Raw genomic sequence first — 5,221 nt, 5'->3', positions numbered from 1 at the left:
GAGCGCCGCATGGCGGGCGACCTGCCCGCCGACTGGCAGGCGGGCGTGGCCGCAGCGCTTGCCGCCACCGATGGTGCCGGGGAAACTTTGGCCACCCGCATCGCCTCGCGCAACGCCCTGAACGCCGTGGCCCCGCTGCTGCCGGAAATGATGGGCGGCTCGGCGGACCTTACCGGTTCCGTGGGCACCTGGCACAAGACGTCCAAGCTGGTCACCCCCGGTGACTGGTCCGGCAACTACATCTCCTACGGCGTGCGCGAATTCGCCATGGGCGCCATCATGAACGGCATGGCCCTGCACGGCGGGTTCCTGCCCTACGCGGGCACCTTCCTGATCTTCTCGGACTACGCCAAGAACGCCATCCGCCTGTCTGCCCTCATGGGCGCACGGGTGGTCTGGGTGCTCACGCACGATTCCATCGGCGTGGGCGAAGACGGCCCCACCCACCAGCCGGTGGAACAACTGGCCGGTCTGCGCCTGACCCCCAACGTGCAGGTGTGGCGCCCCTGCGACACCGTGGAAACCCTGTCCGCGTGGAAGGCCGCCGCCGAATGCGCCACCGGCCCCACCTGCATCTCGCTGACCCGGCAGGACGTGCCCTTTGTGGAACGCACCGCCGAGCAGCGCGCCAACATCATGCGCGGCGGCTACGTGCTGCGTGACTGCGCGGGCACGCCGGAAGCCATCGTCATGGCCACCGGTTCGGAAGTGCAGCTGGCCCTTGCCGCCGCCGAGGCGCTGACCGCCAAGGGCCGCAAGGTGCGCGTGGTGTCCATGCCGTCGTCCACCCAGTTCGACCGTCAGGACGCCGCGTACCGTGAATCGGTGCTGCCGTCCGCCGTGCGTGCGCGCGTGGCCGTGGAAGCTGCCGCCGTGGATGGCTGGTGGAAGTATCTGGGCCTGGACGGCAAGGCCGTGGGCATGACCGGCTTTGGCGAATCCGCACCCGGCAAGGTGCTGTTCGAGTACTTCGGCATTACCACCGAGAAGGTCGTCGAAGCGGTGGAATCTCTGATCTAAGGACTCCACAAGGGGCTTTTTGCCTCTGCCTGACCGACCCGAAGGGCGCGAAGCGTGCCCGTTGGGCGAGCGTGCGAGTCCTACGGGCATCGAGCGCAGAGCGGTCAGAACGCCTTTTTATTCCGGTCACGTACGAGAAGAGTACGCTCCCTCCATAAAAAGGCGTTCTTCCTTGGCACAGACAAAAATCCCTCTTGTGGCAGTATTGCGAAGTGGGACGATGGCGTACCGTGGACGCGCAGGACAAGCGCAGTACGGCCCCGCCCCCCAGTCTGGACACCGGGCGCGAACGTGGTAGGATGACAAAACCACGTTCGCGCCTTTTCTTTTGCCAACCAAATCAAGCCAATCGAGCAGCAGAGGTATATCCATGGCCGTACTGAAGATGACCGACCTTGATCTGAAGGGTAAGCGCGTCCTTTTGCGCGAAGACCTCAACGTACCCCTGAAGGACGGCAAGGTGACCAGCGACAAGCGCATCCGCGCCGCGCTGCCGTCCATCGAAATGGCCCTCAAGGCGGGTGCCCGCGTGCTGCTGGTGTCGCACCTGGGCCGCCCCGCGGAAGGGGAATTCGACCCCGCCTTCTCGCTGGCCCCGGTGGCCGAACATCTTTCCAAGGCCCTGGGCTTTCAGGTGCCCCTGGTGCGCGACTACATCGACGGTATCGAGGTGGCGGAAGGCCAGTGCGTGCTGTGCGAGAACGTGCGCTTCCTGAAAGGTGAAAAGAAGGACGACGAAGCCCTGGGGCGCAAGCTGGCCGCCCTGTGCGACATCTTCGTCATGGATGCCTTCGGTGCGGCGCATCGCGCTCAGGCCTCCACCCATGCCTCCGTGCGCTTCGCCAAGGTGGCCTGCGCCGGCCCCCTGCTGGCGGCGGAACTGGACGCCCTGTCCCGTGCCCTGGACGCCCCGGCCAAGCCCATGGTGGGCATCATCGGCGGCTCCAAGGTGTCCACCAAGCTGACCCTGCTGGATACGCTGTCCAAGAAGGTGGATCGGCTCATCGTGGGCGGCGGCATTGCCAACAATTTCATCAAGGCCGCCGGGTATGAGGTGGGCCGTTCGCTGTACGAGCCGGATCTGGTGAATGAAGCCGCCCGCCTGATGGCCGCCGCCAGGGCTGCCGGGGGCGAGATTCCCGTGCCGGTGGACGTGGTGGTGGGGCCGGAATTCGCGGATTCCGCACCGGCCACGGTGCGCAAGGTGTCGGACGTGAAGCCGGACGAGATGATCCTGGATATCGGCCCCGAAACGGCAAAGCTGTACCGCGACATCCTGATGCAGGCGGGCACCATCGTCTGGAACGGCCCTGTGGGTGCCTTCGAGGTGGAGCAGTTCGGCCAGGGCACCAAGGCCCTGTGCATGGCCGTGGCCGACAGCCCGGCCTTCTCGCTGGCGGGCGGCGGCGACACCGTGGCCGCCATCGAAAAGTACGGCGTTGTGGACCGCATCTCCTACATGTCCACTGGTGGCGGGGCCTTTCTGGAGTTTCTGGAAGGCAAGACCCTGCCTGCCGTGGCCGTGTTGCAGGAACGCTCCGCCAAAGGTTAGCAGGCGGTAGGGAACAGCGCTGGTGCATGCGGGCAATCCCGTGAGTGCACCGGCTTGCGGCATGTGTTTCACGCGGCGCGCTTCCGTTATCATGGTGGCTTGGTCCATCGATAATGGGGGCGCGCCGTTGACGTTTCACGCCGCACCAATGCATGGGGATGCGGCATGGACGTTCAACCTACGCTCCGTACCTTTCGGATGCGAAGATGCACGGATCAGGGACGGGTTGGGGGCGGGGGAGAAAGCCCCCTGGCCGTTGCATTGCATCGGCGTCACGGGCATGGCCGATACGTTGTCGCAACGTGTTTCGCAACGTGCGTGCGGTGCGCATGTCGTCAGGGTCAGGACCGGGGGGAAGCGGCCATTGACGCAGGATTTCTTCGCAGCGTGCAGCAAGGGTGCGTGATGCTGCGTTCATTTTGCGTTCCTGTTTTCGGTTTTCCGCTACGCTGTTGTTGACTTGCTGTAGTTGCGGATGTAAGAGCGGCGAAGTGCCGTGACTGGTGTCGATGTTTCGGCGTCGTCGTTTCGGCCCCGTCGTTCAATTCCCGCGGAGGTCCACATGGATGACTTTTTGAAGGAAGCTTTGGAAATCGTGAAGGCGCAGGCCAGTGTCCGGACCATGACGGAGGACGAGATCACCTCCATGGTGCAGAAGCTTGCCAATGGCATTCGTGCCATCAGCCTTGGCGAGGCCGAGCCGGAAGAAGCGTGCGAAGCCTGCGGCGACCCGCGCAAGGCCGTGAAGGAAAAGTCCATCACCTGCCTCGAGTGCGGCAAATCGTTCAAGATTCTCACCCGCAAGCACCTTGCCTCGCACGGCCTTGACGCCGCCGCCTACCGCGAGAAGTGGGGCCTCAAGAAGAACACCCCGCTGGTGTGCAAGGCGTTGCAGCGTGAACGCCGCAAGAAGATGAAGGATATGAAGCTTTGGGAAAAGCGGCGCAAGCACGCTGCTTCCTAGGCGGGGGGCGCCGGCCGCGTGCCGGACAGCCTCGGGAGGGCCGCTTGTTGCGGCGGCACCGCCGAGAATTCGCGACGGAAAAAGGCCGCTCTGCGTGTGCAGGGCGGCCTTTGCCGTTGTTCGCAATGCGGCGCCCGGGGTGCCCCGCCTGACGTGTCCCGCCTGACGTGTCCCGCATGCGGGCCGTTGGCCCGCAGTGTGTCCGATTGGTTTTCCTGCTGCATGCTGCGCGTGCACGCAGGTAACGAAGAACCGCCCTCGCGGGCGGTTCGGAGTCTCTGCAGGAGTGATGTGGGGCGGTCAGTTGTCCAGCGCGCCTTCACCCACGATGAGCGAGCGGCCGACGTCTCCCAGTTCTCCGCTGGAACCGTTGGGGCCGTCGGGGGTTGGGGCGTGTTCCGTGGCCACCATGCGGTAGCCGAAGCTGACGTACAGCGGCGCCTTGTCGTCGGGGTCCAGGTAGAAGCGCGTCTCGAAGGGCAGGGAGCCTTCGTCGCCCACGGCGCGGGGCAGGTAGTCGTATTCCGCAGCGTCCAGCACCCGGCCTGAAGCATCGCTGAGATAGACCATCACCGTGAGCTGCTCGTACCATGTGGCCCAGGCGGGCAGGGCGCCGGGCACAAGGCTGGCCTGGCCGCGCACGCCCACCGATTCTCGCAACGGCACCACGCGATAGGTGAAGCGCAGATACTGCATGGAGACGGTCTGCGGGGTGTCTGGCTGCAACTGGGCGCGGGCAAGGTGCCCCACGGTCTTTTTGCCGCAGCCCGCAAGCAGGGCTGTGCACATCAGCAGCACGGCCAGTGCGGTCAGTATCCGGAATCCGGCAGGCTGGGCGGGATGGCCGGAATCGCAACGGGAGGGGAAGAGCGAACGGGAAAGCACGGGCATGGCATCTCCGGCGGGTTGCGAAACGTGCGGTTGCGCCGCTAGGGGCAAGTGCTGCGGCAAGCGGGCTGGACCCAGACGCGCGGAGGTGGGGTATCTGCGTGAAATGGCGCGTTCAACGGGCCTTACGGCTTGGGCGGACCATAGACCAGCATTTCCGCCAGCGTCAAGGAAACGCGCGGGGCAACGCGTGGGGCGCCTCCCTTGCCTGCGCCTTTGGCACAGTGTTCCATTTCCAGTTCCGCCAGGCGACGATAGAAGGGGGTGCGGTCCAGGGTGGGCACCGCCTCGTCGGGCTGCCCGTCGGTCAGGCCGCAGAAGCGGTGGCAGCCGCGAAATACCTGGCGCTGCCCGTCGGGCCGCAACAGTATGTTGCGGGTGCCGTGCATGCGGCAGATCATCAGCCGATGGGCGTACAGGCCGCACAGGCCGTCATCGTTGACGGGGCACATCACGCGCGGCACCACCCCCGCAGCCCGTGCGGCTTCGCACTGGGCCACCACGTCATGTGCGCGGCGCAGGTATTCGGCGCGGCGTGCCTCCGGCAGAGCCAGCATGCCCTTCCACAGGTAGGCCCACTCCACATGGGTGTGGTGCTGGAAATGGGTGCGGCAGCAGTTGTCCTCGCAGCCCGCGCAGGTCAGCCCGGCGGCGTGGGCGGTTTGCGCGTAGGCGCGTTCCATGTCGGCATACAGCTCCGCCAGGCGGGCGAAGACGCCGGGGCCCTTGCGGCCACCCTTTGCTGCCGGTTGGCCCGGCTGGGGCTGGGCCGCAGTGTTTGGTGCGCCCGGTACGGC

The 5,221-nt window shown here is 65.9% G+C and carries 5 protein-coding genes; 3 read left to right on the top strand and 2 right to left on the bottom strand.

All coding sequences use genetic code 11. The features are described 5' to 3' along the window. From FVW27_RS07325 to FVW27_RS07315, 3 genes are all read left to right on the top strand, one after another. Positions 1-1,020: transketolase-like TK C-terminal-containing protein (locus FVW27_RS07325; RefSeq protein ID WP_279586613.1), on the top strand; the 1,020-nt coding region annotated here is incomplete at its 5' end. Between the two features lie 370 nt (positions 1,021-1,390). After that, the gene (locus FVW27_RS07320) at positions 1,391-2,572 is read left to right on the top strand and encodes a phosphoglycerate kinase (protein WP_167123973.1); all 1,182 of its coding nucleotides are present in this window, start codon (positions 1,391-1,393) and stop codon (positions 2,570-2,572) included. 562 nt (positions 2,573-3,134) lie between these two features. Further along, the gene (locus tag FVW27_RS07315) at positions 3,135-3,536 is read left to right on the top strand and encodes a Ros/MucR family transcriptional regulator (RefSeq protein ID WP_167123971.1); all 402 of its coding nucleotides are present in this window, start codon (positions 3,135-3,137) and stop codon (positions 3,534-3,536) included. 300 nt (positions 3,537-3,836) lie between these two features. Here FVW27_RS07315 and FVW27_RS07310 read toward each other — a convergent pair whose 3' ends face one another. Together FVW27_RS07310 and FVW27_RS07305 are read right to left on the bottom strand one after the other, a co-directional pair. Beyond that, positions 3,837-4,427 carry a hypothetical protein gene (locus FVW27_RS07310; RefSeq protein ID WP_167123969.1) on the bottom strand — a complete coding sequence of 197 codons (591 nt, stop codon included), beginning with the start codon at positions 4,425-4,427 and terminating at the stop codon, positions 3,837-3,839. A 122-nt stretch (positions 4,428-4,549) separates the two neighbouring features. After that, positions 4,550-5,221 (bottom strand): hypothetical protein (locus tag FVW27_RS07305; protein WP_424991857.1); only part of this gene is annotated, 672 nt, incomplete at its 5' end.

It is taken from the genome of Nitratidesulfovibrio liaohensis, from assembly GCF_011682075.1.
Lineage (GTDB): Bacteria > Desulfobacterota > Desulfovibrionia > Desulfovibrionales > Desulfovibrionaceae > Cupidesulfovibrio > Cupidesulfovibrio liaohensis.
The sequence above is the reverse complement of the archived record's forward strand: the minus strand, read 5'-3'. Positions and strand labels throughout refer to the sequence as shown.

Coding starts and splice junctions, on each gene's coding strand:
- FVW27_RS07320 (WP_167123973.1), top strand. CDS start 1,391: ATGGCCGTACTGAAGATGACCGACCTTGATCTGAAGGGTAAGCGCGTC.
- FVW27_RS07315 (WP_167123971.1), top strand. CDS start 3,135: ATGGATGACTTTTTGAAGGAAGCTTTGGAAATCGTGAAGGCGCAGGCC.
- FVW27_RS07310 (WP_167123969.1), bottom strand. CDS start 4,427: ATGCCCGTGCTTTCCCGTTCGCTCTTCCCCTCCCGTTGCGATTCCGGC.